Source organism: Citrobacter sp. CRE-46, assembly GCF_059615875.1.
Genome location: NZ_CM184341.1, coordinates 4,317,430 through 4,333,527 on the forward strand (window position 1 = coordinate 4,317,430; position 16,098 = coordinate 4,333,527).

Annotated in this window: 11 protein-coding genes; 9 read left to right on the forward strand and 2 right to left on the reverse strand. The window is 53.1% G+C overall.

Features of this window, described 5'->3' with window-relative positions:
- Positions 1–4 precede the first annotated feature (4 nt).
- Positions 5–1,507 (forward strand): L-arabinose isomerase, encoded by a 1,503-nt coding sequence (araA, locus tag AC534G_RS21045; RefSeq protein WP_069324068.1) that lies wholly within the window; start codon positions 5–7, stop codon positions 1,505–1,507.
- Positions 1,508–1,604: 97 nt separating this feature from the next.
- On the forward strand, positions 1,605–2,300 hold the full coding sequence (gene araD / locus AC534G_RS21050; RefSeq protein WP_069324069.1) for an L-ribulose-5-phosphate 4-epimerase: 696 nt from the start codon (positions 1,605–1,607) through the stop codon (positions 2,298–2,300).
- Positions 2,301–2,342: 42 nt separating this feature from the next.
- Here araD and AC534G_RS21055 read toward each other — a convergent pair whose 3' ends face one another.
- Positions 2,343–2,726, reverse strand: coding sequence for a DUF4751 family protein (locus tag AC534G_RS21055; RefSeq protein ID WP_069324070.1), 384 nt, complete (start codon positions 2,724–2,726; stop codon positions 2,343–2,345).
- Positions 2,727–3,323: 597 nt separating this feature from the next.
- Between AC534G_RS21055 and polB the strand changes: the two genes are divergently transcribed.
- The 3 genes from polB to rluA all read left to right on the forward strand — a co-directional run bounded on the left by polB (position 3,324) and on the right by rluA (position 9,429).
- Positions 3,324–5,675, forward strand: coding sequence for a DNA polymerase II (polB, locus tag AC534G_RS21060; protein ID WP_199952530.1), 2,352 nt, complete (start codon positions 3,324–3,326; stop codon positions 5,673–5,675).
- Positions 5,676–5,851: 176 nt separating this feature from the next.
- On the forward strand, positions 5,852–8,758 hold the full coding sequence (gene rapA / locus AC534G_RS21065; protein ID WP_038637132.1) for an RNA polymerase-associated protein RapA: 2,907 nt from the start codon (positions 5,852–5,854) through the stop codon (positions 8,756–8,758).
- Between the two features lie 11 nt (positions 8,759–8,769).
- Entirely contained in the window at positions 8,770–9,429 is a 660-nt protein-coding gene (rluA, locus tag AC534G_RS21070; protein ID WP_110498756.1) for a bifunctional tRNA pseudouridine(32) synthase/23S rRNA pseudouridine(746) synthase RluA, read from the forward strand.
- Positions 9,430–9,525: 96 nt separating this feature from the next.
- On the opposite strand, the gene djlA is transcribed toward rluA, so the two are convergent.
- A complete protein-coding gene (djlA, locus tag AC534G_RS21075; RefSeq protein WP_003845702.1) occupies positions 9,526–10,341 on the reverse strand; it encodes a co-chaperone DjlA in 816 nt (271 codons plus the stop codon).
- A 255-nt stretch (positions 10,342–10,596) separates the two neighbouring features.
- On the opposite strand from djlA, the gene lptD reads away from it, so the two are divergent.
- Genes lptD through rsmA form a run of 4 tightly spaced genes read left to right on the forward strand, consistent with a single transcriptional unit; the run spans position 10,597 to position 16,096 of the window.
- Positions 10,597–12,951: an LPS assembly protein LptD gene (gene lptD / locus AC534G_RS21080; protein ID WP_110498757.1), complete on the forward strand. Its 2,355-nt coding sequence runs from the start codon at positions 10,597–10,599 to the stop codon at positions 12,949–12,951.
- Positions 12,952–13,003: 52 nt separating this feature from the next.
- On the forward strand, positions 13,004–14,290 hold the full coding sequence (surA, locus tag AC534G_RS21085; protein WP_038637121.1) for a peptidylprolyl isomerase SurA: 1,287 nt from the start codon (positions 13,004–13,006) through the stop codon (positions 14,288–14,290).
- On the forward strand, positions 14,290–15,282 hold the full coding sequence (gene pdxA / locus AC534G_RS21090) for a 4-hydroxythreonine-4-phosphate dehydrogenase PdxA (RefSeq protein WP_110498758.1): 993 nt from the start codon (positions 14,290–14,292) through the stop codon (positions 15,280–15,282). Before surA ends, pdxA begins: the two co-directional genes overlap by 1 nt.
- Positions 15,275–16,096, forward strand: coding sequence for a 16S rRNA (adenine(1518)-N(6)/adenine(1519)-N(6))-dimethyltransferase RsmA (gene rsmA / locus AC534G_RS21095; protein WP_005124503.1), 822 nt, complete (start codon positions 15,275–15,277; stop codon positions 16,094–16,096). The genes pdxA and rsmA overlap by 8 nt, the downstream gene beginning before the upstream one ends.
- Positions 16,097–16,098: the final 2 nt, after the last annotated feature.

Genomic DNA, 16,098 nt, shown 5'->3' on the forward strand with positions numbered 1-16,098 from the left:
GACAATGACAATTTTTAATAACTATGAAGTGTGGTTTGTGATTGGTAGCCAGCACTTGTATGGCCCGGAAACCCTGCGTCAGGTAACCCAACATGCCGAGCACGTTGTTAACGCACTGAATACGGAAGCTAACTTGCCCTGCAAACTGGTGTTAAAACCGCTGGGTACTTCACCTGACGAAATTACCGCTATCTGTCGTGATGCCAACTATGACGATCGCTGCGCAGGTCTGGTGGTCTGGCTGCACACCTTCTCTCCAGCCAAAATGTGGATTAACGGTCTGACTATCCTCAATAAGCCGCTGATGCAGTTCCACACCCAATTCAACGCCGCCCTGCCGTGGGACAGCATTGATATGGACTTTATGAACCTGAACCAGACCGCACACGGCGGTCGCGAATTCGGCTTCATCGGTGCGCGTATGCGTCAGCAGCACGCCGTGGTCACCGGCCATTGGCAGGATAAGCAGGCGCACGAGCGTATTGGCTCCTGGATGCGTCAGGCGGTGTCCAAACAGGATACCCGCCATCTGAAAGTCTGCCGTTTTGGCGACAACATGCGCGAAGTGGCGGTCACTGACGGCGATAAGGTTGCCGCACAGATCAAATTCGGCTTCTCGGTAAATACCTGGGCCGTGGGCGACCTGGTGCAGGTAGTGAACGCAATTAGTGACGGCGAAATCAACGCGCTGATCGACGAGTATGAAAGCACCTACACCATGACGGCGGCCACACAAGTCCATGGTGAGAAACGTCAGAACGTACTGGAAGCCGCCCGAATTGAACTGGGAATGAAGCGCTTCCTTGAGCAGGGCGGATTCCACGCCTTCACGACGACATTTGAAGATTTGCACGGCCTGAAACAACTTCCGGGTCTGGCCGTACAGCGTCTGATGCAGCAAGGCTACGGCTTTGCGGGCGAAGGCGACTGGAAAACCGCCGCTCTGCTTCGCATCATGAAGGTGATGTCAACCGGTCTGCAGGGCGGCACCTCATTTATGGAGGATTACACCTACCACTTCGAGAAAGGCAACGATCTGGTGCTCGGCTCACACATGCTGGAAGTGTGCCCGTCAATCGCTGTGGAAGAGAAACCGATCCTCGACGTTCAGCACCTCGGCATTGGCGGTAAAGACGATCCTGCCCGTCTGATCTTCAACACCAAAACCGGCCCGGCAGTGGTCGCCAGCCTGATCGATCTCGGCGATCGTTATCGCCTGCTGGTTAACTGCATCGACACGGTGCAAACGCCGCACGACCTGCCGAAACTGCCGGTGGCTAACGCATTGTGGAAGGCCCAGCCGGATCTACCAACCGCATCTGAGGCCTGGATCCTTGCCGGCGGCGCGCACCACACCGTCTTCAGCCATGCGCTGGATCTGAACGATATGCGCCAGTTCGCTGAAATGCACGATATCGAGATCGCAGTGATCGATAACGAGACCCGTCTGCCGGCCTTTAAGGACGCGCTGCGCTGGAACGAAGTGTATTACGGGTTCAAACGTTAATTGGTGAAACGGATTGCCCGGTGGCATTTCATTTACCGGGCCTATAAATCACCGTAGGCCGGATAAGCGAAACGCCATCCGGCATTCAGGAGTTTACATGCTAGAAGATCTTAAACGTCAGGTACTGGAAGCGAATCTGGCACTGCCCAAGCACAACCTGGTGACGCTGACCTGGGGTAACGTTAGCGCCGTCGATCGCGAACGCGGCGTGTTTGTGATTAAACCTTCCGGTGTCGATTACAGCGTCATGACCGCAGACGATATGGTTGTTGTCAGTATCGCCACCGGGGAAGTCGTTGAAGGCACGAAAAAGCCCTCCTCCGATACCCCAACGCACCGTTTGTTATATCAGGCATTCCCGACCATTGGCGGCATTGTTCATACCCACTCGCGCCACGCGACAATCTGGGCGCAGGCGGGTCAGTCGATCCCGGCCACGGGTACCACCCATGCGGACTATTTCTACGGCGCCATTCCCTGCACACGTAAAATGACCGACAGCGAGATTAACGGGGAATACGAGTGGGAAACCGGGAATGTGATCGTCGAAACCTTTGAGAAAAAAGGGATTGACGCAGCGCAGATGCCAGGCGTACTGGTGCACTCTCACGGTCCGTTCGCCTGGGGAAAAAATGCCGAAGATGCGGTGCATAACGCCATCGTGCTGGAAGAAGTCGCCTATATGGGGATATTCTGCCGCCAACTCGCGCCGCAGTTGCCGGATATGCAACAAACCCTGCTGGATAAACACTACCTGCGTAAACATGGCGCAAAAGCCTATTACGGTCAGTGAAATGACGCCAGGCGCGTCCGGAAACAATGACGCGCCTTCTTATTATTGAGTTATATATTCCGCAAACGTACTTCGATACACACAATTATTAGCACAAACGTATTTAATCACATTATCATAATGTCCCAGCGCCTCTTCGCCATCCAGAGAATGAAAGAAAATATAATCTGCAATTGTTGACTGCCAGCGTTGGCCGTTCAACAGATAATTAATAACCGTATCACGATGCCCATTTATTCTGTCCTGTCCTTGCCAGTGAAAGAAGGCATTCCCACGATCAATAATCTCAGAGCGCCAGATTTGACCTGACCATGTTCTATACTCAATGTATTGACTTACCGACTTAATAGTCGGGTTACATAGCTGAGTATTAACAAATAAATAGTGGTCATATCCTACCTGTAACGCCTGAGTATAAACATTCATAACACCTCTCCATTTCACAACACACCCAAGCTATTGATATAAAACACCCGAGCCGCCAGATGAATAAAAATTACATCAGGAGATAAAAATCAAATTATGCAGAGAGATATTCCCGACGAAATCGTACCGAAAATCTATTTTTATCCAGACAATAGTAATCCAATAATATATATTATATTCAACCTGACAACCCGAATGCTTCGATTAAAATAGTTACACTAACCATGAATAAAAACAAATTAAAAAAAGTGTAATTTTTTCTGAACCGAGGGGTAAGTAGCAGAATGGGTTGAGCACTATTCTGAAAATGTGAAAAAACTCCTGAAGCAGACTATCAATTTATGGAAAACACATAATCAAAAAGTAGTAATTTAAATAAATAATCAAAACAGACTAATCAAATAATTTACGGAAGTATAACCAGAAACTGTATTCATAAATTAAATAGTTCGACACTGAAAATTTGTACCCGAAAAGAATTTTACTGTCACTGCGACTGCATCTTACCGCGACTTTTATCTTACAACTGTACAAAATAACAGTACAATCGTGCAATCCAGGCTATAATCATGCTTGGTTTTTTAATGGATACACAGCGTGGCGCAGGCAGGCTTTATTTTAACCCGGCACTGGCGGGACACCCCGCAGGGAACTGAGGTCTCATTCTGGCTGGCGACAGACGACGGGCCGCTGCTGGTCACGCTCGCGCCTCAGGAATCCGTCGCGTTTATACCTGGCAGTCAGGTTCCGCGCGTTACATCATTATTACGTACAGAGAACGGCTATCGCTTGACGCCGCTTCAGCTACAAGATTTCCACCGCCAGCCCGTTTCGGGTCTGTATTGCCGCTCCCACCGCCAGCTTATGCGGCTGGAAAAACTCCTGCGCGAAAACGACATCACCGTTTATGAGGCTGACGTACGCCCGCCAGAGCGATATCTGATGGAGCGCTTTATCACGTCCCCGATCTGGGTCGAAGGCGACAAACATAACGGCACGCTGATTAATGCCCGCCTGAAGCCAAACCCGGACTATCGACCGCCGCTAAAATGGGTATCGCTGGATATCGAAACCACGCGGCATGGTGAACTCTACTGCATCGGTCTTGAAGGCTGCGGGCAGCGTATTGTCTACATGCTCGGCCCGGCAAACGGCGATGCCTCGGCGCTGGATTTTGAACTTGAGTACGTGGCTAGCCGACCGCAGTTGCTGGAAAAGCTCAACGACTGGATTGCCCGTCATGATCCCGATGTCATCATTGGCTGGAATGTGGTGCAATTCGATTTACGCGTCCTGCAAAAGCATGCCGAACGTTATCGCATCCCCCTGCGTTTTGGTCGTGATAATAGCGAACTGGAGTGGCGCGAGCATGGCTTCAAAAACGGCGTGTTCTTCGCGCAGGCCAAAGGTCGACTGATCATTGACGGCATTGAAGCGCTCAAATCCGCATTCTGGAATTTCTCGTCATTCTCGCTGGAAACGGTGTCGCAAGAATTGCTGGGCGAAGGAAAATCGATTGATAACCCGTGGGACCGAATGGACGAAATTGACCGTCGGTTTGCCCAGGATAAACCCGCGCTCGCCACCTACAATCTCAAAGACTGTGAGCTGGTCACGCGCATTTTTCATAAAACCGAGATCATGCCTTTTCTGCTGGAGCGCTCAACGGTCAACGGTCTGCCGGTCGACCGTCACGGTGGTTCGGTTGCCGCCTTCGGCCACCTCTACCTTCCGCGCATGCACCGGGCGGGTTACGTGGCGCCAAATCTGGGAGAAGTTCCCGCGCACGCCAGCCCCGGCGGCTATGTGATGGACTCGCGCCCGGGATTGTACGACTCCGTTCTGGTGCTGGATTACAAAAGCCTGTACCCCTCAATTATTCGTACATTTTTGATCGATCCGGTGGGGCTTATCGAAGGGATGGCGCACCCGGATCGGGAGCACAGCACCGAAGGTTTTCTTGACGCCTGGTTCTCACGCGAAAAACACTGCCTGCCGGAGATCGTTACTCAGATCTGGCACGGGCGTGAAGAAGCAAAACGCCACGGGAATAAACCGCTCTCGCAGGCGCTGAAAATTATCATGAATGCGTTTTACGGCGTACTGGGTACTACCGCCTGTCGCTTTTTCGACCCGAGACTGGCCTCATCAATCACGATGCGCGGCCATGCGATCATGCGCCAGACCAAAGCGTTAATTGAGGCTCAGGGTTACGACGTTATCTATGGTGATACCGACTCGACCTTTGTCTGGCTTAAAAAGGCGCACTCAGAAGATGATGCCGCCCGGATTGGCCGGGAGCTGGTGAGCCATGTCAACTCGTGGTGGGCGCAATCGCTAAAACAACAAAATCTGACCAGCGCGCTGGAGCTGGAGTTTGAAACCCACTTTTGTCGCTTTCTGATGCCGACTATTCGCGGTGCGGATACCGGTAGTAAAAAGCGTTACGCCGGGATGATTCAGGAAGGGGCTGAACAACGCATGGTGTTTAAGGGACTGGAAACGGTTCGCACCGACTGGACACCGCTGGCGCAACAATTCCAGCAGGAGCTGTACCTGCGAATTTTTCGTAACGAGCCGTATCAGGAGTTTGTCCGCGAGACCATCGACCGTCTGATGGCAGGTGAACTGGATGCACAACTGGTGTACCGCAAACGCCTGCGCCGCCCGTTAAGTGAATACCAGCGTAATGTTCCGCCACACGTCCGCGCGGCACGACTGGCTGATGAACAGAATATAAAACGAGGTCGCGCGCCACAGTACCAAAACCGTGGCACCATTAAATATGTCTGGACAGTAAACGGCCCTGAACCTGTGGATTATCAGCAATCTGCTCTCGATTATGAGCACTATCTGACCCGTCAGATACAACCGGTTGCCGAGGGAATACTTCCCTTTATCGATGATAACTTTGCTACACTACTCACAGGGCAACTGGGGTTATTTTGACGCGTGACGAAACCGCCGCCATCCAGTACCATAGCGCCCTTTCCATTCCTGGACCCATTTAACACCACTACCACTGATTTATTAGCCTGGTAGCGGGGTCGTATGCTCTCAAAAACCGGGTTAGCCCGGAAAATGACGAGTATTGCCTGCAATTAAAGATATAGAGCCGAACATATATGCCTTTTACACTTGGTCAACGCTGGATCAGCGATACAGAAAGCGAACTGGGACTTGGTACTGTTGTCGCCATGGATGCGCGAACCGTCACTTTACTTTTCTCATCGACGGGCGAAAACCGTCTGTATGCGCGCAGTGATTCTCCCGTGACCCGCGTGATGTTCAATCCTGGCGATACGATAACGAGCCATGAAGGCTGGCAACTGCATGTCGATGAAGTAAAAGAAGAAAACGGCCTGCTTGCCTATATCGGAACCCGCCTTGATACCGAAGAAACCGGTGTAACGCTGCGTGAAGTGCTGCTCGACAGTAAACTGGTATTCAGCAAACCGCAGGATCGCCTGTTTGCCGGTCAGATTGACCGTATGGACCGCTTTGCGCTGCGCTATCGCGCGCGTAAATTTCAGAGCGAACAGTACCGTATGCCATGGAGTGGTTTGCGCGGCCAACGTACCAGCCTGATCCCCCACCAGCTCAACATTGCTCATGATGTTGGTCGTCGTCACGCCCCGCGCGTTTTGCTGGCTGACGAAGTGGGTTTAGGTAAAACCATTGAGGCCGGGATGATCCTGCATCAGCAACTGCTTTCCGGCGCCGCTGAACGCGTACTGATCATCGTCCCGGAGACGCTACAGCACCAGTGGCTGGTCGAAATGCTGCGCCGTTTCAACCTGCGTTTTGCGCTGTTCGATGATGAGCGTTATGCAGAAGCGCAACACGACGCCTACAACCCATTTGAAACCGAACAGTTAGTTATCTGTTCGCTGGACTTTGCCCGTCGCAGTAAACAGCGTCTGGAGCACCTGTGTGACGCCGAATGGGATCTGCTGATTGTCGACGAAGCCCATCACCTGGTGTGGAGCGAAGATGCGCCCAGCCGCGAATATATGGCCATTGAACAGCTGGCTGAGCGCGTACCGGGTATCCTGCTGCTGACCGCTACGCCAGAACAACTGGGTATGGAAAGCCACTTTGCACGTCTGCGCCTGCTGGATCCAAGCCGTTTCCACGATTTCGCCCAGTTTGTTGAAGAGCAAAAAAATTACCGTCCGGTCGCTGATGCCGTCGCCATGCTACTGGCTGGCAATAAGCTGAGTAACGATGAGCTGAACATGTTAGGCGACATGATTGGCGAGCAGGATATTGAGCCATTATTGCAAGCAGCAAACAGCGACAGCGAAGACGCCCAGAGCGCGCGTCAGGAACTGGTTTCGATGCTGATGGACCGCCATGGCACCAGCCGTGTGCTGTTCCGTAACACCCGTAACGGTGTGAAAGGCTTCCCGAAACGCGAACTGCATACCATCAAATTACCGTTGCCGACCCAATACCAGACCGCGATAAAAGTCTCCGGCATTATGGGCGCGCGTAAGAGTGCGGAAGACCGGGCTCGCGACATGCTCTACCCGGAACAGATTTATCAGGAATTCGAAGGCGACACCGGCACCTGGTGGAACTTTGATCCGCGCGTGGAATGGCTGATGGGCTACCTGACCAGCCACCGTTCGCAAAAAGTGCTGGTTATCTGCGCGAAAGCGACCACCGCGCTGCAACTGGAGCAGGTCCTGCGCGAACGCGAAGGGATCCGCGCCGCCGTGTTCCATGAAGGAATGTCGATTATTGAACGTGACCGCGCGGCGGCCTGGTTTAGCGAAGAAGATAGCGGCGCCCAGGTGATGCTGTGTTCTGAAATCGGCTCAGAAGGGCGTAACTTCCAGTTCGCCAGCAACCTGGTGATGTTCGACCTACCGTTCAACCCGGACCTGCTGGAACAGCGTATTGGTCGTCTGGACCGTATCGGCCAGGCTCATGATATTCAGATCCACGTACCGTTCCTGGAAAAAACCGCGCAATCCGTACTGGTGCGCTGGTACCACGAAGGTCTGGATGCGTTCGAACACACTTGCCCAACCGGACGTACAATCTATGACACGGTATACAACAATCTGATTGGCTTCCTGGCTGAGCCGGAAAATACCGATGGCTTTGATGACTTGATCAAAACCTGCCGTGAGCAGCACGAGGCGCTGAAAGCCCAACTGGAGCAAGGCCGCGATCGCCTGCTGGAAATTCACTCCAATGGCGGTGAAAAAGCTCAGCAACTTACCGAAAGTATTGAAGAGCAGGATGACGACACCAGCCTGATCGCCTTTGCCATGAACCTGTTTGATATCGTCGGTATTAATCAGGATGACCGCGGCGACAATTTAATCGTGCTGACGCCGTCCGATCATATGCTGGTACCTGATTTCCCTGGCCTGCCGGAAGATGGCTGCACCATTACGTTTGAACGTGATGTCGCCCTGTCGCGTGAAGACGCGCAGTTTATTACCTGGGAGCATCCGCTGATCCGCAATGGTCTGGATCTGATCCTGTCCGGCGACACCGGAAGCAGTACTATTTCTTTATTGAAAAACAAAGCGTTACCGGTCGGTACTCTGCTGGTTGAACTGGTCTACGTTGTAGAGGCGCAAGCGCCGAAACAGCTGCAGTTGAACCGCTTCCTGCCGCCAACGCCGGTACGCATGCTGCTGGATAAAAACGGCAATAACCTTGCCGCGCAGGTTGAATTCGAAACCTTTAACCGTCAGCTCAGCGCCGTTAACCGCCACACCGGCAGCAAACTGGTCAACGCCGTGCAGCAGGATGTTCATGCCATCCTGCAGTTGGGTGAGGCGCAGGTGGAAAAATCCGCCCGTGCGCTGATCGACGCGGCGCGCAAAGAAGCGGATGAGAAGCTGACAGCAGAACTGTCGCGTCTGGAAGCCCTACGTGCCGTTAACCCGAACATCCGTGATGACGAACTGAGCGCCATTGAAAGCAACCGCCAGCAGGTGTTGGAAAGCCTGGAGCAGGCGGGCTGGCGTCTGGATGCCCTGCGTCTGATCGTCGTGACGCACCAGTAACGGAGCCATACATGGGGATGGAAAACTACAATCCGCCGCAGGAACCCTGGCTGGTTATCCTGTATCAGGATGAGCACATTATGGTGGTCAACAAGCCGAGCGGCTTGTTGTCCGTGCCGGGTCGTCTGGATGAGCACAAAGACAGCGTGATGACGCGTATTCAACGCGACTACCCACAGGCTGAATCCGTACATCGTCTGGATATGGCAACCAGCGGCGTGATTGTAGTCGCGCTAACTAAAGCGGCAGAGCGTGAACTCAAACGCCAGTTTCGCGAGCGCGAACCGAAAAAGCAGTATGTCGCACGCGTATGGGGACATCCGGCGCCTGCCGAGGGACTGGTTGATTTACCGCTGATTTGCGACTGGCCGAACCGACCAAAGCAGAAAGTGTGTTATGAGACCGGGAAATCCGCGCAGACCGAGTATGAAGTGGTCGAATTCGCGGCGGATAACACCGCCCGGGTGGTGCTCAAACCCATAACCGGACGCTCCCACCAGTTGCGTGTGCATATGCTGGCATTAGGGCATCCGATCCTCGGCGACCGCCTCTACGCTCCGCCAGAAGCCCTGGCGTTAGCGCCACGCCTGCTGCTGCACGCAGAGATGTTAACCATCACCCATCCCGCATACGGCAACAGCATGACGTTTAAAGTCCCGGCGGATTTTTAAACGCAGAGCCAATTGATGCCGGGGGCGCTTCGCTTGCCCGGCCTACATTCATTAACGTAGGCCGGATAAGGCGCAAGCCGCATCCGGCAATTCACTTTACTTAAATCCTTTCTGCTCTTTAATCAGCTCGTACGCCTTCTGAATTTCCTGCGCCTTCTGCTTGGCCATCTCCATCATTTCTGGCGGTAAACCTTTCGCCACCAGTTTGTCCGGATGGTGTTCGCTCATTAGTTTACGATAAGCGCGCTTAATGGTGGTCGCATCGTCGGTTGTTTTTACACCGAGAACATTACAGGCGTCTTCCAGCGTCGGGCCTCGTTGCGCTTGCTGCCAGCCGCCACCGCCGGACTGCTGCTGATATCCGCCGCCGAACTGTGCCCCGCCCTGCATCATGCGCAGAAACTGATCAAACTGGGTACGCGAAATCCCCAACTCTTCAGCAATCACATACAGTACTTCACGCTCGTTAGGGTGCAATGACCCGTCGGCAAATGCCGCCTGGATCTGAATCTCCAGAAACATGCGGATCAGATCGAATCGACCAAAACAGACGCTGCGGAACTGACGCATCTTTTCACGTAACGGGTAATTGTCTGATTTTCCCACCCGGAAGGCGTGTTGCGCGGCAGTACGGGAATCACCGTGCAAATTCATCCGATCCATCAACTGGCTGGCGATATGAATATCGGCTTCCGTGACGCGACCTTTGGATTTGGTCAGATGTCCCATCACCTCAAAAGTGGTGGCAAAAAAAAGCGCCTGGCGTTCACGTTGGTTGGCAAACCACGCCATTTTGCGCATGCGGGCTTTGTCGAACATGTGGCCAACTAACAGGCCCAGAACCACACCCCAGAAGCCGCCGCCCATCATTAAAGCCACGGCTACACCAATTATCTTTCCCCAATACTGCATAGACTCCCCAAATCTTTGTGCTCTCAGCCAGGCTATGTCCCACAATATAAGCTGCTTTTACCGTTTTACGGCTGCGGTCAATTGTGGGACATCGCCTATAATTTGCATTATCATACCTGTCATTCAATGCCGTGCCTAACACCACGGATGCCTAAATGGGCAGGATTAACACTAGCGCAGTGAAGATGAGATAAGTTAGGCTGTGACCGTTTGTCACGCGCGACGCTACCGATGATGGAACAATAAATACAACGTATGAAAAAACGTATTCCCACTCTTCTGGCCACCATGATTGCCAGCGCCCTTTATAGCCAACAGGGCCTGGCAGCCGATCTCGCCTCACAGTGTATGCTGGGCGTGCCGAGCTATAACCGTCCTCTGGTGAAGGGCGAAACCAATGAATTACCCGTCACCATTAATGCCGACAATGCGAAAGGGAATTACCCGGATGACGCGGTGTTTACCGGCAACGTGGATATAGCGCAGGGTAATAGCCGCCTGCAGGCCGACGAAGTTCAGCTTCACCAGAAGCAGGCAGAAGGTCAGCCGGAGCCAGTACGAACCGTCGATGCGTTGGGTAATGTCCACTACGATGACAATCAGGTGATTCTGAAGGGACCGAAGGGCTGGTCTAATCTGAATACCAAAGATACCAACATCTGGGAGGGGGATTACCAGATGGTAGGTCGTCAGGGACGCGGGAAAGCCGACCTGATGAAACAGCGTGGGGAAAACCGTTATACTATTCTGGAAAACGGTAGCTTTACCTCCTGTCTGCCCGGTTCCGATACCTGGAGCGTCGTCGGTAGCGAAGTCATCCACGATCGTGAAGAACAGGTCGCGGAAATCTGGAACGCCCGGTTTAAACTGGGTCCGGTTCCGGTCTTTTACAGCCCCTATTTACAGTTGCCCGTCGGCGATAAGCGCCGTTCCGGTTTCCTGATCCCGAACGCAAAATACTCTACTAATAACTATTTTGAGTTCTATCTCCCGTACTACTGGAACATTGCGCCCAATATGGACGCCACCATCACGCCGCATTATATGCACCGTCGTGGCGGCATCATGTGGGAGAACGAATTCCGCTACCTCACCCAGGCGGGCGCAGGCCTGATGGAGTTCGACTATCTGAACTCCGATAAAGTGTACGAAGATGAGCATCCGAAGGATGACAATTCGCGCCGCTGGCTGTTCTACTGGCAGCACTCAGGCGTCATGGACCAGGTGTGGCGTTTCAACATCGACTACACCAAGGTCAGCGACACCAGTTACTTTAATGATTTTGATAACAAATACGGCTCCAGTACCGACGGCTACGCCACGCAGAAATTCAGCGTCGGCTATGCGGTACAGAACTTTGACGCCACGGTTTCGACCAAGCAGTTCCAGGTCTTCGATTCCGCAAACAGTAACAGTTACTCTGCGCAGCCGCAGTTAGACGTCAACTATTACCAGAATGACGTCGGTCCGTTTGATACCCGTATTTATGGCCAGGCGGTCCATTTCGTGAACACCAATGACAACATGCCGGAAGCTACGCGTGTTCACCTTGAACCGACCATCAATCTGCCGTTGTCGAATAACTGGGGTAGTATCAATACCGAAGCGAAACTGCTGGCAACGCACTATCAACAGACCAACTTGGATTGGTACAACACCAATAACGCCACCAAGCTGGATGATTCCGCCAACCGCGTCATGCCGCAGTTTAAAGTTGACGGCAAGCTGGTATTTGAGCGTGACATGCAAATGCTGGCGCCGGGCTATACCCAGACGCTGGAGCCGCGCGCCCAGTACCTGTACGTCCCGTATCGCGACCAAAGCCATATCTATAACTATGACTCATCCCTGCTGCAATCTGACTACAGCGGCCTGTTCCGCGACCGTACTTATGGCGGTCTGGACCGTATTGCTTCCGCTAACCAGGTAACGACCGGGGTCACATCTCGCGTTTATGATGACGCGGCCGTTGAACGTTTTAATATTTCTGTGGGTCAAATCTACTATTTCACTGAGTCTCGCACTGGCGATGACAACATTAAATGGGAGAATGACGACAAAACGGGTTCGCTGGTCTGGGCGGGAGACACCTACTGGCGCATCTCCGATCGCTGGGGTTTGCGTAGTGGGATCCAGTACGACACGCGTCTGGATAGCATCGCCACCAGCAGCAGCAGTATCGAATACCGCCGCGACGAAAACCGTATGCTGCAGTTGAACTACCGTTATGCCAGTTCAGAGTATATCCAGGCAACCCTGCCTTCTTACTACTCGACGGCCGATCAGTATAAGAACGGGATTTCGCAGGTGGGCGCAGTGGCAAGCTTCCCGATCGCCGATCGCTGGTCGATTGTCGGTGCTTACTACTTCGATACCAACGTGAACAAAGAAGCAGACTCCATGCTGGGCTTACAGTACAACTCCTGCTGTTACGCCATTCGCTTCGGCTACGAACGTAAGCTGAACGGTTGGGATAACACCCAGCAACATGCAATTTATGACAACACGATCGGCTTTAATATCGAACTCCGCGGCCTGAGCTCCAACTACGGTCTCGGCACCAACCAAATGTTGCGTTCGAACATTTTGCCGTATCAAAGCTCTTTATGATCTGATTAATTTACACGTAATCCGCATTGCGGTTAATTGAAATGGAAAAAGTATGAAGAACTGGAAAACGCTGCTTCTCGGTATCGCCATGATCGCGAATACCAGTTTCGCTGCCCCACAGGTAGTCGATAAAGTCGCAGCCGTCGTCAATAACGGCGTCGTTCTGGAAAGCGACGTCGATGGCTTAATGCAGTCAGTAAAACTTAATGCGGGTCAGGCTGGTCAGCAGTTACCAGACGACGCCACGCTGCGTCATCAGATCCTGGAACGTTTGATCATGGATCAAATCATCCTGCAGATGGGTCAGAAGATGGGTGTGAAAATTTCTGACGAGCAGTTGGATCAGGCTATCGCCAACATCGCCAAGCAGAACAACATGACGCTGGATCAGATGCGCAGCCGTCTGGCACAGGATGGTTTAAGCTATTCGACCTATCGGAGCCAGATCCGCAAAGAGATGACCATCTCCGAAGTGCGTAACAACGAAGTTCGCCGTCGCGTCACCATTCTGCCGCAGGAAGTGGATGCTCTGGCGCAGCAGGTTGGCAACCAAAACGATGCCAGCACCGAGCTGAACCTGAGCCACATTCTGATCCCATTACCGGAAAACCCAACGTCAGAGCAGGTAAACGCGGCTGAAAGCCAGGCACGCTCTGTTGTTGATGAAGCGCGTAACGGTAGCGATTTCGGCAAACTGGCCATCACTTACTCCGCCGATCAGCAGGCGCTGAAAGGCGGCCAGATGGGTTGGGGACGTATTCAGGAACTGCCGGGCATCTTTGCTCAGGCGTTAAGCACCGCGAAGAAAGGCGATATCATCGGCCCTATTCGTTCAGGCGTGGGTTTCCACATCCTGAAAGTCAACGACATGCGAGGTCAAAGCCAGAGCATCTCCGTGACTGAAGTGCACGCCCGCCATATTCTGCTGAAGCCATCGCCGATCATGACCGATCAACAAGCGCGTCTGAAGCTGGAACAAATCGCGGCAGATATTAAGAGTGGTAAAACCACCTTCGCGGCAGCAGCAAAAGAGTTTTCTCAGGATCCCGGTTCTGCCAACCAGGGCGGCGATCTGGGCTGGGCTGCAGCGGATATTTTCGATCCTGCTTTCCGCGATGCGCTGACCAAACTTAACAAAGGCCAGATGAGCGCCCCGGTGCATTCCTCTTTCGGTTGGCATCTGATCGAACTGCTGGACACGCGTAATGTCGATAAAACTGACGCAGCGCAGAAAGACCGTGCCTACCGTATGCTGATGAACCGTAAATTCTCGGAAGAAGCAGCGACCTGGATGCAGGAACAGCGCGCCAGCGCATACGTTAAAATTCTGAGCAACTAATGACTCGTATTCAACGCGTTGTCATCACTCCCGGCGAACCCGCCGGGATTGGCCCAGACCTCGTGGTTCAGCTCGCACAGCGTGAGTGGCCCGTAGAACTCGTCGTCTGTGCGGATGCCGCTCTTCTCAGTGACCGGGCAGCGATGCTCGGTTTACCGCTTTCACTCCTCCCCTACTCTTCTGATACCCCAGCCAGACCGCAATCAGCAGGTACGTTGACGCTGTTACCGATTGCGCTACGAGCGCCTGTAGTCGCAGGTCAGTTGGCGGTAGAAAATGGGCAATATGTCGTGGATACGCTGGCTCGCGCCTGTGATGGTTGTCTGCAAGGTGAATTTGCGGCGCTGATTACCGGTCCGGTCCACAAGGGCGTAATCAATGACGCTGGCGTGCCGTTTACCGGACATACTGAGTTTTTTGAAGAGCGATCGCAGGCGAAAAAAGTGGTGATGATGCTGGCGACGGAGGAGCTGCGCGTTGCTCTGGCCACCACGCATTTGCCGCTCAGAGCCGTTGCCGACGCCATTACGCCTGCCCTGTTGCAGGAAGTGATCGGCATTCTGCATCATGATTTGCGCACCAGGTTCGGCATTGCCGATCCGCATATTCTGGTGTGCGGTCTTAACCCGCATGCTGGTGAAGGCGGTCATATGGGGACGGAAGAGATAGACACCATCATTCCGGTCCTCGATGCACTGCGTACGCAGGGGATGAAACTAAACGGCCCACTGCCAGCAGATACGCTGTTTCAGCCCAAATATCTCGACCACGCGGATGCCGTATTGGCAATGTACCACGATCAGGGCCTCCCCGTGCTAAAATACCAGGGATTTGGTCGCGGGGTGAATATCACGCTGGGCCTGCCCTTTATTCGCACATCTGTCGATCACGGCACCGCGCTTGAACTTGCGGGTCGTGGGCAAGCAGATGTCGGCAGTTTTATTACGGCGCTTAATCTCGCCATCAAAATGATTGTTAATACTAATGAATAATCGAGTCCATCAGGGCCACTTAGCCCGTAAACGTTTCGGGCAAAACTTCCTTAACGATCAGTTTGTGATCGAAAGTATTGTCTCTGCTATCAATCCGCAGAAGGGTCAGGCAATGGTCGAAATCGGCCCGGGCCTGGCAGCATTGACCGAGCCAGTAGGCGAACGTCTGGACAAGCTCACGGTCATTGAACTGGACCGGGACCTTGCCGCGCGCCTGCAAACTCACCCGTTTTTAGGGCCAAAGCTGACGATTTATCAGCAAGATGCCATGACGATGAACTTCGGCGAACTCGCACAAACGATGGGCCAGCCGCTGCGCGTTTTCGGCAACCTGCCGTACAACATCTCCACGCCGCTGATGTTCCATCTTTTTACCTATACTGATGCCATTGCCGACATGCATTTCATGTTGCAAAAAGAGGTGGTCAATCGTCTGGTTGCAGGGCCAAACAGTAAAGCGTATGGTCGATTAAGCGTCATGGCGCAATATTATTGCAATGTGATCCCGGTACTCGAAGTACCGCCATCCGCATTCACGCCTGCGCCTAAAGTCGATTCCGCCGTTGTGCGTCTGGTTCCTCATGCGACGATGCCGTATCCGGTTAAAGATGTCCGCGTGCTGAGCCGTATTACCACCGAAGCGTTTAATCAGCGCCGTAAAACGGTACGTAACAGCCTCGGCAACCTGTTTAGCGTTGAGGTCCTGACCGAGCTGGGTATTGATCCGGCGATGCGAGCGGAAAATATCTCTGTCGCGCAATACTGCCGGATGGCTAACTATCTGTCAGAAAACGCGCCATCGAAGGAGAGTTAAAG